The organism is Pseudooceanicola marinus (assembly GCF_002786295.1).
Taxonomy (GTDB): domain Bacteria; phylum Pseudomonadota; class Alphaproteobacteria; order Rhodobacterales; family Rhodobacteraceae; genus Pseudooceanicola; species Pseudooceanicola marinus.
In genome coordinates this window covers 48,417-62,273 of sequence record NZ_PGTC01000029.1, presented here as the reverse complement: position 1 = coordinate 62,273, position 13,857 = coordinate 48,417, and the positions used below count along the sequence as shown (strand labels likewise).

Here is a 13,857-nt window from a genome sequence, read left to right as displayed (position 1 = left end):
TGTGGCGGATTATGGCGGGGTTCTCCTGCGGAAGCCTCTAGGGTCTGGCCAAGGTACCCCCAGGGGTGCTGACCTGCGATTCACCTTAGATGAAAGTTGCGAGAGGCCGATGAGACGCTATTCCGCCTTTGCCATTGCCCGCGAAGCCGCCCGTTATCACACCGGCTGGGAACGCGCCTGGACCTCTCCGGTGCCGAAGAAGAAATACGACGTCATCATCGTCGGCGCCGGTGGCCACGGGCTGGCCACGGCCTATTACCTCGGCAAGAACTTCGGCATCACCAATGTCGCGGTGATCGAGAAGGGCTGGCTGGGCGGCGGCAATACCGGCCGCAACACCACCATCATTCGTTCCAACTACCTCGAAGACGACAGCGCGGCGCTCTTCGAGAAGGCCCGCTCGCTTTACGAGACCCTGAGCCAGGACCTGAACTACAACGTCATGTTCAGCCCCCGTGGCGTGCTGATGCTGGCCCAGACCGAGCATGAGGTGCGCGGCTGGAAGCGGACGGCGCAGGCCAATGCCTATCAGGGCGTGGAAACCGAATATGTCGACGCCAAGCGCGTCAAGGAACTCTGCCCGATCATGAACATCGAGGGGCCGCGTTACCCGGTTCTGGGGGCCCTGTGGCAGGCCCGGGGCGGCACGGCGCGCCACGATGCCGTGGCCTGGGGCTATGCCCGGGCGTGCTCGGACATGGGCATGGACATCATCCAGAAATGCGAAGTGACCGGCGTCACCTCCGAAGGGGGCAAGGTCACCGGCGTGGAGACCACCAAGGGCGCGATCGGCTGTGACAAGCTGGGCATCGTCGTTGCAGGCCACTCGGGCGTGCTGGCCGAGATGGCCGGCTTCCGTCTGCCGGTGGAGAGCATGGCGCTGCAGGCGCTGGTCAGCGAACCGATCAAGCCCTGCATGGACGTGGTGGTGATGGCCAACACCGTGCACGGCTACATGAGCCAGTCCGACAAGGGCGAGATGGTGATCGGCGGCGGCACCGACGGCTTCCTGAACTACACGCAGCGCGGGTCCTTCCACCATATCGAGGAAACCATCCGCGCGCTGATCGAGACCTTCCCGATGGTGTCGCGCCTGAAGATGCTGCGCCAGTGGGGCGGCATCGTCGACATGACCGGCGACCGTTCGCCCATCATCTCGCCCACGCCGCTTGGCAACTGCTTCATCAACTGTGGCTGGGGCACCGGCGGTTTCAAGGCGATCCCCGGCTCCGGCTGGGCCATGGCCGACATGATGGCCAAGGGCACCCCCGGACCGCTGGCCAAGGGCTTCGGCCTGGAACGGTTCCGCGAAGGCCGGTTCATCGACGAAAGCGTCGCCGCAGGCGTGGCGCACTGAGGCCCCCGATGCAGCGTCGCCTTTCCCCCTTCACGGCTCTGTCCGGTCGCCTATTCGGCGGCGACCGGCGCGGGGTCGGCGGTCAGCCGGGCCGCCTCGATCGCGCGCAGCGCGGCGTGGCGGGTGTTGATCGGCGCGCCCATGGTCTCACCCAGGGTGCAGGCCAGTTCGGGGCCGTTTACGCCCGCGGGCAGGGGGGCGATGCCGACGCAGTGCAGACCGTCCTGAAGGGCCAGGGCGAAATCCACGCCCAAGGGCAGACGGTTCAGGCGCTCGGCATGGCCGAAGCCCAGAGGGCGCAGGCTGCCCAGCGGGTCACGTCCCATCAGGACGTAGAGGCCGGGGCTGTCGGGCAGGTCCTCGATCTGGTCGAGAAGGGTGAAGCCGACGTGCGTCGGGGCCGCGAAGGCTGCCCCGCCGGTCGGGTCGAGCGGGAAGTCGATCGTCTCGGTCATGCTGCTCTGTCTCCGTCGCAGGTTGAACGTTCGCGGCGCTGTCCGACCAGCCTAGCACAAGGTCTTGTGGCTGCGTTAACGCCATCACGCTCTGAATGGTGGGGGGGCGGGGATACGCCCGATTATGTGGCAGAACGCCCGGAATGCCGCCTAGGTTCGGGGGCTTTCGTGGAAGCCTCGCGCGGGGCGACGGCCGGCGAGACGGATCGCCAGCGGGCAGATTGCCGCGGTTCGGTCGTTTTTTCGGTCGGGTTTGCCTTCGGGGCGTCCTTCGCCGGCGTCGGGAACCCGAGTGCCGCATGGGGCGTTCCTTCTTCGATAAACAGAAGAAGAAAGGACATCCCATGGCAGAGAAATCCGGAAAATCCGGCCTCGCCTTCATCCTGGGCGCCGTCGTCGTCGTGTTGGCGGGCGTCGTCTGGTACATCTCTACCGGTGGCGAAGTCCCTGCGGCTGACGAACCCGAAATCCAGATCGACCTGCCTGACGGCGGCTGAAGCCTCCGTCGCAGGTGACATGAAGCGTGGCTGGACGCGCCCCGCGTCCGGCTGCCTGACCGCAGGCCGGCCGCATCATGCGCCCGGCCTTTTTGTCTGCGCGACCCCGGGGCGGCCCGCCCCGGATCTGAAAACTGGAGGCTGCGATGCTGCTGCTTGAATGTCCCTGTTGCGGCCAGCGGGGCGAAGAAACCGAGTTCCACTGCGGTGGCGAGGCCCATATCACCCGCGAAGGTCCCGGCGCCGATGACGCCGCCTTCGAGAACTACATGTTCGAGCGGGTGAACCCCAAGGGCGTGCATCTCGAACGCTGGCGCCATGTGCACGGCTGCGGCAAGTGGTTCCACGCCGCCCGCGACAGCGCCACGCTGGAGGTCTTCGGCACCTATGCGGCCGCCACGCACCGGCCGCCCGAAGAGCTGTTGGAAACCATCCGGGCCAAGCGCCCGGGTTTCAAGTGGCGCGAACTGGCATGAGCCGGACCGGAATTTCGACGAGCAAAGGAGCAGGGGCGCGATGAGCAGCAGGCTTGCACAGGGCGGTCGCCTGATCGACCGCGGCGCGATGCGCGAGTTTACCTTCAACGGCAAGCGCCTGAAGGGCTATGAAGGCGATACGCTCGCCTCGGCCCTCCTGGCCAACGACCAAGTGATGATGGGGCGCAGCTTCAAGTATCACCGTCCGCGCGGTGTCGTGGCCTCGGGCTCGGAAGAGCCCAATGCCCTGATGGGCATCGGCACCGGCGGACGGTTCGAACCGAACCAGCGCGCCACCATGCAGGAGCTGTTCGACGGGCTGCAGGCCGAAAGCCAGAACCACTGGCCGAGCCTGGAGTTTGACGTGGGGGCGATCAACGCGAAGATGTCGCGCTTCTTCCCGGCGGGGTTCTACTACAAGACCTTCCTCTGGCCGCGCAGCTTCTGGGAAAAGGTCTATGAGCCGATCGTGCGCCAGGCCGCGGGTCTGGGCAAGGCGCCGAAGGACAAGGACGCGGACAGCTACGAACACCTCTACGCCTTCGCGGACGTGCTGGTGGTCGGCGGCGGCGTCGCGGGCCTGACCGCCGCGCTGGAAGCGGGCCGGGCCGGGGCCAGGGTGCTGCTGCTGGAACAGACCGCCCATTGGGGCGGGCGGGCGCCCGTCGACGGTGGCAAGATCGCCGGCGAAGAGGCGGAAACGCATGTGGCCAACCTGGTCGCGGAGCTGGAGGCGATGCCCAACGTCACCCTGCGCCTGCGCTGCATGGGCGCCGGTGTCTACGATCATGGCTACGTCCTGGGCTATGAACGCCTGACGGACCACCTCAGCGACAAGTCCGGCCCCCGTCACCGGCTGTGGCGCATCCGGGCCTCGCAGATCGTGGTCGCCGGCGGCGCCATCGAACGGCCGCTGTCCTTCGCGGGCAACGACGTCCCCGGCGTCATGCTGGCCTCGGCCGTGCGCGACTACGCGGTGAACTACGGCGTGGCCCCGGGTGACCGGGTGGTCGTGGTGACCAACAACGACGACGCCTACCGCACCGCCCTGGCGATGAAGGCCGAGGGGCTGGAGGTGCCGGTGATCCTGGACGCCCGCGCCGCCGGCGGCGGTGCCCTGGCCGAACAGGCCCGGGCCGCGGGCATCCGTGTCGAGGCCGGCAAGGCCGTGGCCAAGGTGCTGGGCGCTAAGCGCGTCACCGGAGTCGAGGTCTGCGCCCAGAACGGCAGCGGGTCGACCATCGAGACGGTGGCCTGTGACGTGGTCGCCATGTCGGGCGGCTGGTCGCCCATCGTGCACCTGTGGTCCCACTGCGGTGGCAAGCTGATCTGGGACGAGACGCACGCCATGTTCCGCCCCGATCCCGACAAGGCCCCCACGGGCGCCGACGGCAAGGGCTTCGTCCTCTGCGCCGGAAGCTCCAATGGGGCGCTGCTGCTGTCGGAGGTGATCGTCGATGCCGGTCGAGCCGGTCTGGCGGCTGCCGAGGCCGCGGGCTTCGAGGCGCCGGTGGCGCAAAGCTGGCAGGTGGACGAGGTGTCCGAGATCCCGCTGGCCGCCGTCTGGCTGATGCCCGCGGGCGCCAGCTATGACAAACGCGCGAAGACCTGGCTGGACTACCAGAACGACGTGAAGGTCAGCGACATCCAACTGGCCGCCCAGGAGGGCTACGAGAGCGTCGAACACGCCAAGCGCTACACCACGCTCGGCATGGCGACCGACCAGGGGAAACTCAGCAACATCAACGGCCTGGCGATCCTCTCGGCCAGCCTGGGTGAGGCGATCCCGCAGGTCGGCACCACCACCTTCCGCCCGCCGTACACGCCCGTCTCGATGGGCGCGCTGGCCGGGCAGGGCCGGGGGGAAACCTTCCAGCCGCTGCGCCGCACGCCGATCCACGACTGGCACGAAAGCCATGGCGTTCAGTGGGAGCCGGTCGGCCACTGGCGCCGTCCCTTCTGCTTCCCCAAAGCGGGCGAAAGCACCCATGACGCGGTGAACCGCGAGGTGCTGACGGTGCGTGAAAAGGTCGGGCTGCTGGACGCCTCGACCCTGGGCAAGCTGATCGTGAAGGGGCCTGATGCGGGCAAGTTCCTGGATCTGCTCTACACCAACATGATGTCCAACCTGAAACCGGGCCGCTGCCGCTACGGGCTGATGTGCAACGAAAACGGGTTCCTGATCGACGACGGCGTGGTTGCCCGGATCGACGAGAACACCTTCCTGTGCCACACCACCACCGGCGGCGCCGACACCATCCATGCCCACATGGAGGAATGGCTGCAGACCGAATGGTGGGACCTGCAGGTGCATGTGGCCAACGTGACCGAACAATACGGCCAGATCGCCGTTGTCGGCCCGATGGCGCGGCAACTGCTGGAGGTGCTGGGCACTCCCAACATCTCCAAGGAAGAGCTGCCCTTCATGGCCTGGGCGGACCGAGTCGTGGGCGGCATCCCCTGCCGGATCTACCGGATCAGCTTCTCTGGCGAGCTCAGCTACGAGATCTCCGTGCCCGCCGGTCAGGCCCGCGCCCTGTGGGAGGCCCTCTATGAGGCCGGCCACGGCTTCGGCGTGGCGCCCTATGGCACCGAGGCGCTGCACATCCTGCGCGCCGAGAAGGGCTTCATCATGATCGGGGACGAAACCGACGGGACGGTGATACCGCAGGACCTGAACCTCGACTGGGCGATTTCGAAGAAGAAGGACGACTTCATCGGCAAGCGGGGCCAGCAGCGGCAGCATCTGGCGCTGAATCCCGACCGCTGGAAGCTCGTCGGCCTGGAGGTCGCGGATGGCGCGGTGCTGGAAGATGGCGCCTACATCCTGGATGCGGGCGACAACGACAAGGGTCAGCGCAACATGCAGGGGCGGATCACCTCCACCTACTATTCGCCGACGCTGAAGAAGGGCATCGCCATGGCGTTGCTGAAGGGCGGCCTGAGCCGCGCCGGAGAGACCGTCGAGGTCACGCGCCTGGGCACCACCCCGGTGGCGGCCAAGGTCGTCGAGCCGGTGTTCTACGACAAGGACGGGGAGAAGCAGAATGTCTGATCTTTCGGGACCCGCGCCGGTTCTGGCGCTTGGCGGCGCGGCCTTCGACGGCTACGTCCGCGTGGCGGAGGAACCCCTGCGCGCCATGTTCACCCTGCGTGGCGATCTGTCGGCCAAGGCGCTGAAGAACGCGGCCACGGGGCTGGCGGCGGTCGACATGCCGGGGCAGGGGCAGGTGGCGCTGAACGGCGAACACTGCATCGCCTGGATGTCGCCGGACGAACTGCTGGTGATGACTCCCTGGGACGAACACGCCAAGGCGCTTGGCCAGCTCGATGCGACGCTGACCGACCCGGCACTGAACTACACCGATGTCAGCCAGGCGCGCGCGCTCTTCTCGCTTTCGGGCCCCGACGGGCTGGTGCGTGAGGTGGCGGCGAAACTGGCGCCGGTGGATCTGTCGCCCGCGGCCTTTCCGGCGGGCAGCTTCCGCCGGTCGCGCATCGGGCAGGTCTCGGCGGCGATCTGGATGCCGGCGCCCGGCCGGATCGAGGTGGTCTGTTTCCGCTCGGTGGCCGATTACGTCTTCACCCTGCTGCGCGACGCGGCGCGGCCCGGCAGCGAGGTCGGCCTTTTCGGCTGAATTTCGCGGCCTTCGCTGGCGGATGGAGTTTCAAAAGGGGCGGCGCGACCGCCCCTTTTTTCGTACTATCAAATGGTTATCCGGCGTAGGTCATGTTTCCAAACAGGCCGATGTGCACGAAAGCACCGGTATAATCCCTTGACGTTCCGCCGCTTCGGATAACATCTAGGCGCAGAAGTTAAACCAATTCCAGGAAAGGGGGCCCTCCCATGGCTTTTGAACTTCCCGATCTTCCCTATGCCCACGACGCGCTTGAATCGCTCGGCATGTCCAAGGAGACGCTGGAGTACCACCACGACATCCACCACAAGGCCTATGTCGACAACGGCAACAAGGCCATTGCCGGCACCGAGTGGGAAGGCAAGTCCGTCGAAGAGATCATCAAGGGCACCTACGACGCCAATGCCGTCGCCCAGAATGGCATCTTCAACAACGCCTCGCAGTTCTGGAACCACAACCAGTTCTGGGAAATGATGGGCCCGGAACAGACCGGCATGCCCGGCGAGCTGGAGAAGGCCATCACCGAGAGCTTCGGTTCGGTCGACAAGTTCAAGGAAGATTTCTCCGCCGCAGGCGCGGGCCAGTTCGGCTCCGGCTGGTGCTGGCTGGTGAAGGATACCGACGGCGCGCTGAAGGTCACCAAGACCGAGAACGGTGTGAACCCGCTGTGCTTCGGCCAGACCGCCCTGCTGGGCTGCGACGTGTGGGAACATTCCTACTACATCGACTTCCGCAACAAGCGCCCCGCCTACCTGTCGAACTTCCTCGACAAGCTGGTGAACTGGGAAAACGTCGCCTCGCGCATGTAATCGCGTGACGCGGCGCGGGCCCTGCGTGGCCCGCCCTTTCAGACGCCCCCGGCCGGAAACGGTACGGGGGCGTTGTTTTTTAGGCCGCTTTTTGTGGCGCCAGGGTCACAAAAGGTGACGCTGGGTCACGTCAGAAAGTTGAAACGCTTGCGCAAGATGGCCTGCCTTCCTCCAAAATAGCTGCATTATTTTGGAGAGACAGATGATTGATCGACTTATTTTCATGGCTCCGGCCATATTTCTTGGCCTGAGCGCCTGCGACGTGGTGCGCGATGAGATCTATTCGCCTGGCGGCTATGTCGCCGTCCAGGCAGATCGCTACCAGAAGGCGGTGACGCCGGCACAGCATGTTGACAGGTATCGGACGTTCTTCTTCTTCGCCGCGCCGTTGGCCCTGACGGCCGCCTATGATGCGGAGTCCGCCCAGGATGCGGCGGAGGATGTGAGAGAGGCCTGGGAGGCGCTGGAGGCGCTGGCCGTGGCGGTACAGAATTGCGGCTATGACAGCGCGGGGCTGGAGTTCTGCACCTATCCGCCGATGGACGCGGACGGGGAGAACGATGCCGGTGGACTGCCCGCTAACATTGAGAGAACAAGCCTGAGCTTCGAGACACTGTCGCTGGAGGTGCAGCGCGAGCTGGGGGATCTGTCCTACCGCATGACCGAGAACATCGGCGTTCGGCTCGACATCGACAGTTTCGACCTGGAGTCGATCACGGGGCTACTGGGTTCGATCTTCGAGCTGAGAGATCAGGCCCCGGCGCTGCGCAAGGCTGCGGCGACCTTCCGGGACATGACCCATATCTTCGTACGCAGCGTGGCACATGCCTGCCCGGTGACTAAGAGCACGCCGACCCTCATGGCGCAACTTCAGTTCCTGGAGGGGACGACCGCGCCGCAGACGGTCACGACCCAGCGGGTCGCAAAGGGCGCCTGTGCGGACCTGCGTGAGCAGTTGAAGGACTTCTACGTCGATGGCACGACCTACTGGCAGCCCAGCTTGGATGACGGGGCCTCGGGGGAACGTCGGCTCAAGCGTCTGCTGTCCCTGACCCGCAAGGTGATCGAGGAGAACCGGGAGATCGGTCGGGTCGAGTTGGGTGCGAATGGGCGTACGACGACCTGGCGGTACTGGACCGAGGGCACGGCCTGGGCTCGATCCTATGTCCATCAGCAGTGTTTAGACGCCGGGGCGCGCCACGGTGCGCAAAAGCAGGTGAAGGAAGACTGCGGCGAGCTAGACTAGGCTCATCGGGAGGTTCACCACGGAACCTCCCGTTTCCCCATGCGTTTTTCTGGTGAACCCGCCCGGTCGACGGGCGGACTACCGAAGGAGGACATCATGGCAGAGCGTGCAAGATCCAAGGATATGAGCCGCGACACCGAAGAGGTTCTGGGCGTCGCCCCGGAAGAGATGGAAGAGGCCCCCGAGGCCCAGGGTCGCAAGGGCGGCGAGATCCAGCGCAAGGTCGGCACCCGGGATGAGGAAAAGCGCGTCAGCGGCACCGCCACAGGTGCAACCCGTCCCCTGGCCCAGGATCAGGATGGCAGCGGCGACAAGGAGAAGGTGTGATGACCAAAGCCGAGGTGAGCGAACTTCCCCATGACGCCTGGGTCCTGGTGGCCGATGGCGAGAAGGCCCTGTTCCTGCGCAACGTGACCGACGGCGAGGATCCCTTCCTCGAAGTGGTGCGCAAGAAGGAACAGGAAAACCCGAGCGATTACGACCAGTCCGCCAACCGCCCCGGCCGGATGCACGACACCGGCGTCGGCCAGCGATCCGCGGTGGATGACACCGATTGGCACGAGCTGGCCAAGGAGCGCTTCGCCGATGAGCTGGCCGAGATGCTCTACAAGCGGGCGCATCGCGGCGACTTTGGCAAGATCGTCCTGGTGGCACCGCCCAAGGTGCTGGGCGAGCTGCGCAAGAAGATCCACCAGGAGGTGGCGCAGAAGGTCATCGGCGAGGTGCCGAAGACCCTGACCAACCATCCCGTGGATGAGATCGAGGACCAGGTGAAGGCCGATCTGGCCGGGGCCTGATCCCCGCTCTCCCCCGTCCACGCCGCCGGAGCGCCGACGCGCCCGGCGGCGTTTTGCGTCGGGCAGGCGGTGTCAGCCCTGAACGATCAGCCTTGGTCGAAGTGACGCGCCAGGCTGTCGATGGCGCCATCGGCGTCCTCCACCACCCGGACCGAGTGCAGCATGGCCGGATCGGCGAACCCCTGGGCGGCCATCTGTTCCAGCATGGAGATCAGGGGCGACCAGTAGCCGCCGATGTTCATCAGGACGATGGGTTTCTGGTGCAACCCCAGCTGGCGCCAGGTCAGCACCTCGAAAAACTCGTCCAGCGTACCCGCGCCGCCCGGCATGACCACGGCGGCGTCGCAGTTCATGAACATGACCTTCTTGCGCTCGTGCATGGTCTGGGTGACCACCAGGCGCGACAGGTCGCTGCGCTCGCGTTCCACGCCCAGAAGGTGCTGGGGAATGACGCCGAACAGATCCGCCCCGTTTTCGCGCGCCGTGCGGGCCACTTCGCCCATCAGGCCGACGTCGCCCGCACCATAGACCAGGCGCCACTCCATCTCCGCCAGGCGGCGTCCGAGCTGCCCTGCCTGATGCAGATAGGCAGGCTCCAGCCCCGGACGTGAGCCACAATAGACACAGATGGATGCTATCGTCATGCCGGACCCTCCCGCGGGTGTTGTACTTTTGACCGGTGTAGTCCGTGTTGATATATGGTCTCAACCTCTTCCTGAGAGGTAAACAAAGGTCATTTTCGGGGGGATTTGACGTGAAGTTGGGGAAATATGGTGGCACGTCCGCCCTCACGGGGGGCGCGGTGGTCGTCGTGGCCGTCGCCGTTGCCATCTGGCAGGGCTGGTTCGACCCGGAGCGCGGGTCCGGTCCGCGCGCGGGGGACGCAACGGCGCCGGAGCAGGCCTCCCTGTCCGAAACCGCGGCGCCCGAGATGGCCGCCGCGCCCGAGGCCAGGACGCCATCCACGCCGCCGACCGACACCGCCGAAGCCCCCGCAGAGACCCCGGATTCCGCCACCCAGGATGATGCCGTGGCCGAGATCGCGCCGCCGCGGTTCGACGTGGTACGGGTCGATTCCGATGGCACGACGCTGGTGGCCGGCGTGGCCGCGCCCCTCTGGTCGGTGGCGGTGCTGGTCGATGGCGCGGCCTCGGAAACGCTGGAGGCCGGCAATGACGGCCAGTTCGTGACCTTCCTCGACCTGGGCCGGTCTGACGTGCCACGCGTGCTGAGCCTGCGCATGACCAGCCCCGAGGGCGATGCGGAAATCTTGTCCGACGCCGAGGTGATCCTGGCGCCTAGCCCGGCAGCGCCGGGACCACAGCTGGCCGCTGCGCCGCCCGTGGCCGAAGATGCGACGGGTGCCGGGGAGACCACGGTTTCCGCCACGCCCGAGGCGCTGGCCGCCGCGCCTGTGGCGGAGGGCGGCGCGATGGCCGCCGGCCCATCCGGCGCGCCTGACACCCCCGCAGCCCTGACCGCCACCGATGGGACCGCCAGCCCGGAGGCGCCGCAGACCGCGCCCGCCGGGGGCGCCGCGCCCTCTGCCGGGGATGTCGCCTCGGCCGTGGTCGCCGGCGCCGTGGATGGGGCAGGGGAGGCGGTGGCCTCCGTGGCCGATGCCGCCGGGACCCTGGCCGAGGGCGCCGCCGCAGCCCCCGCCGCCGCGCCAACCGTGTTGCTGTCGGATGCCGATGGCGTGCGCGTGCTGCAGAAACCGGGCGCGCCCGAGGTTCTGGACAATGTTGCGCTGGATTCCATTTCCTACAACGCCGGCGGCGACGTGGTCCTGTCGGGGCGCGGCACGCCCGGCGCCTTTGTACGGATCTACCTGGACGACACACCCATCACCTCTTCGCGCATCGCCGAGGATGGGAACTGGCGCAGTGAACTGCCCGACGTGGACACCGGGATCTACCGCCTGCGGGTGGATGAGGTCGACGCGGGCGGCACGGTCCTGAGCCGCGTGGAAACCCCGTTCAAACGCGAGGCGTCGGAGACGGTGGCCGAGGCGCTGGAGGCCAGCCCGGTGACCCAGGTGACGGTGCAGCCGGGCAATACGCTCTGGGCGATCGCGCGGGAGAATTATGGCGACGGGATCCTCTACGTGCGGGTCTTCGAGGCGAACCGCGCCCTGATCCGGGATCCCGACCTGATCTACCCGGGCCAGGTCTTCACCGTGCCGCAATCCGACTGAGGGGCCTCAGGGCAGCTGCAGCCCGCTGTCGCGGCTTTCGGTCGCGCCCTCGGCCCGGCGCTGGCAGCAGGCGCTGACCTGCGGGTCGCCCCGGCAGCAATCGTTCAGCAGGTAGTGGATCAGCCCGCCCATGGCGGTGCGATCCACGGTATAAAGCACCTGGCGCCCCCGGCGTTCGGCCCGGATCAGGCCGGCCTGTTCCAGGGCGCTGAGGTGAAAGGACAATCTCGACGCGGTGACCGACACGGCGCGGGCGATTTCCCCCGCCGGCACGCCGTCCGGCTCCGTGTTCGGCGCGGTTTCGGCCTGACGCTTGCACGCGGGCGTGGGCCCATGTTCGACCAGCAGCCGCACGATCTGCAGCCGGGTTTCATTGGCAAGCGCCGAAAGCGCGTCGAGGGCCTGGGCCTGGAGCATCAATTCAATTACTCATGAAGTGTTGAACTATCCCGGAGGTAAGGTATATGACCGCGCGGGGCAAGCCCCCGTCGCGCCCGCCCGGATCGTCGGCGGCGCCTGTCCGACCGCCGAAACGTCAGTGAGATCCCCATGAGCCTGCGCAACAAGCCCACCACCTCCACGGAACTGCCCGACAACGCGGGACGGATCCTGATGCGGGTGGCGCCCTACCTCTGGCCGCGCGAACACGCCTGGGTGAAACGCCGCGTCGTGGTGGCACTGGTGGTGCTGGTCATCGCCAAAATGGTGACCGTGGGCACGCCGTTTCTCTACAAGGCCGCCGTGGACAGCCTGGCGGGGGAGGGCGAGAGCGCGGGCTGGCTGATGGCCTATGGCGCCATCGGCCTGACCGTGGCCTATGGCGTGGCGCGGGCCGGGGCCGTGGGGTTCCAGCAGCTGCGCGATGTGGTCTTCGCCCGGGTGGGCCAGCGGGCCCTGCGCCAGCTGGCGCTGGAAACCTTCACCCATATCCACCGCCTGTCGATGCGCTATCACCTGACGCGCAAGACCGGTGGCCTCAGCCGGATCATGGAACGCGGGGTGAAGGGCGTCGAGTTCCTGCTGCGCTTCATGCTGTTTTCCATCGGGCCGCTGATCCTGGAACTGATCATGGTCTCGGTCGTCCTCGCCGTGGTCTTCGACCTCAGCTACGTGGCCGTCGTGGCGGTGGTGATCGGCCTTTACATCCTCTTCACCTTCAAGGTGACGGAATGGCGGGTGACCCTGCGCCGGCAGATGAACGAACAGGACACGGATGCCAACCAGAAGGCCATCGACAGCTTGCTGAACTTCGAGACGGTGAAGTACTTCGGTGCCGAGGCGCGCGAGGCGCGGCGGTATGACGCCGCCATGGCGGGCTATGAGACGGCCGCGGTGAAGACCCAGAACTCGCTCGCCTTCCTGAACTTCGGCCAGTCGGTGCTGATCACCGCCGGGCTGATCGGGGTGATGGTCATGGCGGCCATCGGCGTCGAACAGGGCCGGCTGAGCGTCGGCGATTTCGTCATGGTCAACAGCTACATCATCCAGATTTCCATGCCGCTGAACATGCTGGGCACGGTCTATCGCGAGATCCGGCAGAGCCTGGTGGACATGGGCGAGATGTTCCAGCTGCTGGATCAGCCGGCGGAGGTACAGGACGCCCGCGATGCGCGGCGGCTGGACGTGCAGGGGGGCGAGGTCGTCTTCGACGACGTGCGTTTCGCCTATGATCCCGAACGGGAAATCCTGAAGGGCGTGTCGATCCGCGTGGCCCCGGGGCAGAAGGTGGCCCTTGTGGGTTCCTCCGGCTCGGGCAAGTCGACCATCGGGCGGCTGCTGTTCCGCTTCTACGACGTCACCGGCGGGGCGATCCGCATCGACGGCCAGGACCTGCGCCATGTCACCCAGGACAGCCTGCATGACGCCATCGGCGTGGTGCCCCAGGACACTGTGCTGTTCAACGACACGGTGGGCTACAACATCGCCTATGGCCGTGACGGCGCCAGCTTCGAGGAAATCGTGCAGGCGGCGCGCGCCGCGCAGATCCACGATTTCATCATGTCCCTGCCGGAAGGCTACGAGACCCGGGTGGGTGAACGCGGGCTGAAGCTGTCGGGGGGCGAGAAGCAGCGCGTGGGCATCGCCCGCACCCTGTTGAAGAACCCCCCGGTGCTGCTGCTGGACGAGGCGACCTCAGCGCTGGACACCGATACCGAACGCGAGATCCAGGCGGCGCTGAACCGCGCGGGCGAGGGGCGCACGGTGCTGACCATCGCGCACCGGCTGTCGACCATCGCCGACGCCGACCGCATCGTCGTGCTGGAAAAGGGCGAGGTCGTGGAGGAAGGCACCCATGCCGACCTGCTGGCCCGCCAGGGCCGCTATGCGGCCCTCTGGGCGCGCCAATCCGCCGAGGCCGACGAGGCCGCCTGATCCCGGGCGGGC

General features: G+C 66.8%; 14 protein-coding genes. 11 read left to right on the top strand and 3 right to left on the bottom strand.

Annotated elements, in window-relative coordinates; genetic code table 11:
* Positions 1 to 109 precede the first annotated feature (109 nt).
* Positions 110 to 1,357, top strand: coding sequence for a sarcosine oxidase subunit beta family protein (locus CVM50_RS19605; protein WP_085887092.1), 1,248 nt, complete (start codon positions 110 to 112; stop codon positions 1,355 to 1,357).
* 50 nt (positions 1,358 to 1,407) lie between these two features.
* On the opposite strand, the gene CVM50_RS19600 is transcribed toward CVM50_RS19605, so the two are convergent.
* Positions 1,408 to 1,812, bottom strand: a complete 405-nt coding sequence (locus tag CVM50_RS19600; RefSeq protein WP_085887091.1) for a hypothetical protein — start codon at positions 1,810 to 1,812, stop codon at positions 1,408 to 1,410.
* 344 nt (positions 1,813 to 2,156) lie between these two features.
* On the opposite strand from CVM50_RS19600, the gene CVM50_RS21830 reads away from it, so the two are divergent.
* The 8 genes from CVM50_RS21830 (at position 2,157) to CVM50_RS19565 (ending at position 9,275) form a co-directional block, all read left to right on the top strand.
* On the top strand, positions 2,157 to 2,309 hold the full coding sequence (locus CVM50_RS21830; RefSeq protein WP_198431949.1) for a hypothetical protein: 153 nt from the start codon (positions 2,157 to 2,159) through the stop codon (positions 2,307 to 2,309).
* 146 nt (positions 2,310 to 2,455) lie between these two features.
* A complete protein-coding gene (locus tag CVM50_RS19595) occupies positions 2,456 to 2,785 on the top strand; it encodes a sarcosine oxidase subunit delta (protein ID WP_085887090.1) in 330 nt (109 codons plus the stop codon).
* A gap of 40 nt (positions 2,786 to 2,825) precedes the next feature.
* A complete protein-coding gene (locus CVM50_RS19590; RefSeq protein ID WP_085887089.1) occupies positions 2,826 to 5,840 on the top strand; it encodes a sarcosine oxidase subunit alpha family protein in 3,015 nt (1,004 codons plus the stop codon).
* Entirely contained in the window at positions 5,833 to 6,423 is a 591-nt protein-coding gene (locus CVM50_RS19585; RefSeq protein ID WP_085887088.1) for a sarcosine oxidase subunit gamma, read from the top strand. Before CVM50_RS19590 ends, CVM50_RS19585 begins: the two co-directional genes overlap by 8 nt.
* Before the next feature lie 209 nt (positions 6,424 to 6,632).
* A complete protein-coding gene (locus CVM50_RS19580; RefSeq protein WP_085887087.1) occupies positions 6,633 to 7,232 on the top strand; it encodes a superoxide dismutase in 600 nt (199 codons plus the stop codon).
* A 202-nt stretch (positions 7,233 to 7,434) separates the two neighbouring features.
* A complete protein-coding gene (locus CVM50_RS19575) occupies positions 7,435 to 8,478 on the top strand; it encodes a hypothetical protein (protein WP_085887086.1) in 1,044 nt (347 codons plus the stop codon).
* Positions 8,479 to 8,574: 96 nt separating this feature from the next.
* Positions 8,575 to 8,805 (top strand): hypothetical protein, encoded by a 231-nt coding sequence (locus CVM50_RS19570; protein ID WP_085887085.1) that lies wholly within the window; start codon positions 8,575 to 8,577, stop codon positions 8,803 to 8,805.
* A complete protein-coding gene (locus CVM50_RS19565) occupies positions 8,805 to 9,275 on the top strand; it encodes a host attachment family protein (RefSeq protein WP_408634076.1) in 471 nt (156 codons plus the stop codon). The genes CVM50_RS19570 and CVM50_RS19565 overlap by 1 nt, the downstream gene beginning before the upstream one ends.
* An 86-nt stretch (positions 9,276 to 9,361) precedes the next feature.
* On the opposite strand, the gene CVM50_RS19560 is transcribed toward CVM50_RS19565, so the two are convergent.
* Positions 9,362 to 9,919 (bottom strand): LOG family protein, encoded by a 558-nt coding sequence (locus CVM50_RS19560; RefSeq protein ID WP_085887084.1) that lies wholly within the window; start codon positions 9,917 to 9,919, stop codon positions 9,362 to 9,364.
* 110 nt (positions 9,920 to 10,029) lie between these two features.
* Between CVM50_RS19560 and CVM50_RS22065 the strand changes: the two genes are divergently transcribed.
* Positions 10,030 to 11,472, top strand: a complete 1,443-nt coding sequence (locus CVM50_RS22065; RefSeq protein WP_232618310.1) for a LysM peptidoglycan-binding domain-containing protein — start codon at positions 10,030 to 10,032, stop codon at positions 11,470 to 11,472.
* Positions 11,473 to 11,478: 6 nt separating this feature from the next.
* Here the strand turns inward: CVM50_RS22065 and CVM50_RS19550 are convergent, their stop codons facing one another.
* Entirely contained in the window at positions 11,479 to 11,889 is a 411-nt protein-coding gene (locus CVM50_RS19550; protein ID WP_085887083.1) for an ArsR/SmtB family transcription factor, read from the bottom strand.
* Between the two features lie 132 nt (positions 11,890 to 12,021).
* On the opposite strand from CVM50_RS19550, the gene CVM50_RS19545 reads away from it, so the two are divergent.
* Positions 12,022 to 13,845 carry an ABCB family ABC transporter ATP-binding protein/permease gene (locus CVM50_RS19545; protein ID WP_085887082.1) on the top strand — a complete coding sequence of 608 codons (1,824 nt, stop codon included), beginning with the start codon at positions 12,022 to 12,024 and terminating at the stop codon, positions 13,843 to 13,845.
* The last annotated feature ends 12 nt before the right edge of the window (positions 13,846 to 13,857 follow it).